Annotated in this window: 1 protein-coding gene and 1 pseudogene; both read left to right on the top strand. The window is 67.9% G+C overall.

Annotated elements, in window-relative coordinates; translation table 11 throughout:
• Positions 1-582: pseudogene (locus ACTHQX_RS21725) on the top strand (glucose-6-phosphate dehydrogenase); the annotation flags it as partial.
• On the top strand, positions 579-889 hold a 311-nt coding region (locus ACTHQX_RS21720), incomplete at its 3' end, for a glucose-6-phosphate dehydrogenase assembly protein OpcA (RefSeq protein WP_440159306.1). The pseudogene ACTHQX_RS21725 and the gene ACTHQX_RS21720, both read left to right, overlap by 4 nt.

The following is an 889-nucleotide window of genomic DNA, read 5'->3' as shown; positions in this document are numbered from 1 at the left end:
TATCTGGAGGAGGAGGGCATCCCGGCCGACTCCAAAACCGAAACCTACGCCGCGATCCGGGTGGACATCAACACCCGGCGCTGGGCCGGGGTGCCGTTCTACCTGCGCGCCGGCAAACGGCTCGGACGCCGGGTCACGGAGATCGCGGTGGTGTTCAAGCGGGCACCGAACCTGCTCTTCGGCACTCACGGGGGCGCCGGCCACGGGGATGATGATTTCGGGCAGAACGCGGTGGTGATCCGGGTCCAGCCCGATGAGGGCGCCACGATCCGGTTCGGGTCCAAGGTCCCGGGCACGCAGATGGAAGTGCGGGATGTGACCATGGACTTCGGTTACGGGCACTCGTTCACCGAGTCCTCGCCCGAAGCGTATGAGCGGCTGATCTTGGATGTGCTCCTGGGCGAGCCGCCGCTGTTCCCGCGGCACGAGGAAGTGGAGCTGTCCTGGAAGATCCTGGACCCCTTCGAAGAATACTGGGCCGGTTTGGGTGAACAGCCCGAGCCCTACGCGCCCGGCAGCTGGGGCCCGGCCTCGGCCGATGAGCTGCTAGCCCGCGACGGACGCACCTGGAGAAGGCCATGATCGTAGACCTGCCCAACACCACCACCTCGAAGGTGTCCAAGAAGATCCAGTCCCTGCGCGAGCAGGGCGGGGTGATCGCGCTCGGCCGGGTCCTGACCCTCGTGGTGGTCACCAAGTCCGGGCTCGAAGAGGAAGCGATCGAGGCCGCGAACGAGGCCAGCCGCGAACACCCCTGCCGGATCATCGTGCTCGCCGACGCCGGCTCGTCCGCGCCGAACCGGCTCGACGCGCAGATCCGGGTCGGCGGGGACGCCGGCGCCTCGGAAGTCATCGTGCTGCGCGGCTTCGGGGAACTCGCCGAGGAATC

It is taken from the genome of Arthrobacter sp. SAFR-023, from assembly GCF_051965295.1.
Taxonomy (GTDB): Bacteria; Actinomycetota; Actinomycetes; order Actinomycetales; family Micrococcaceae; genus Arthrobacter.
Note: the sequence above shows the minus strand (reverse complement) of the source record. Positions and strands in the feature narration are given on the sequence as shown.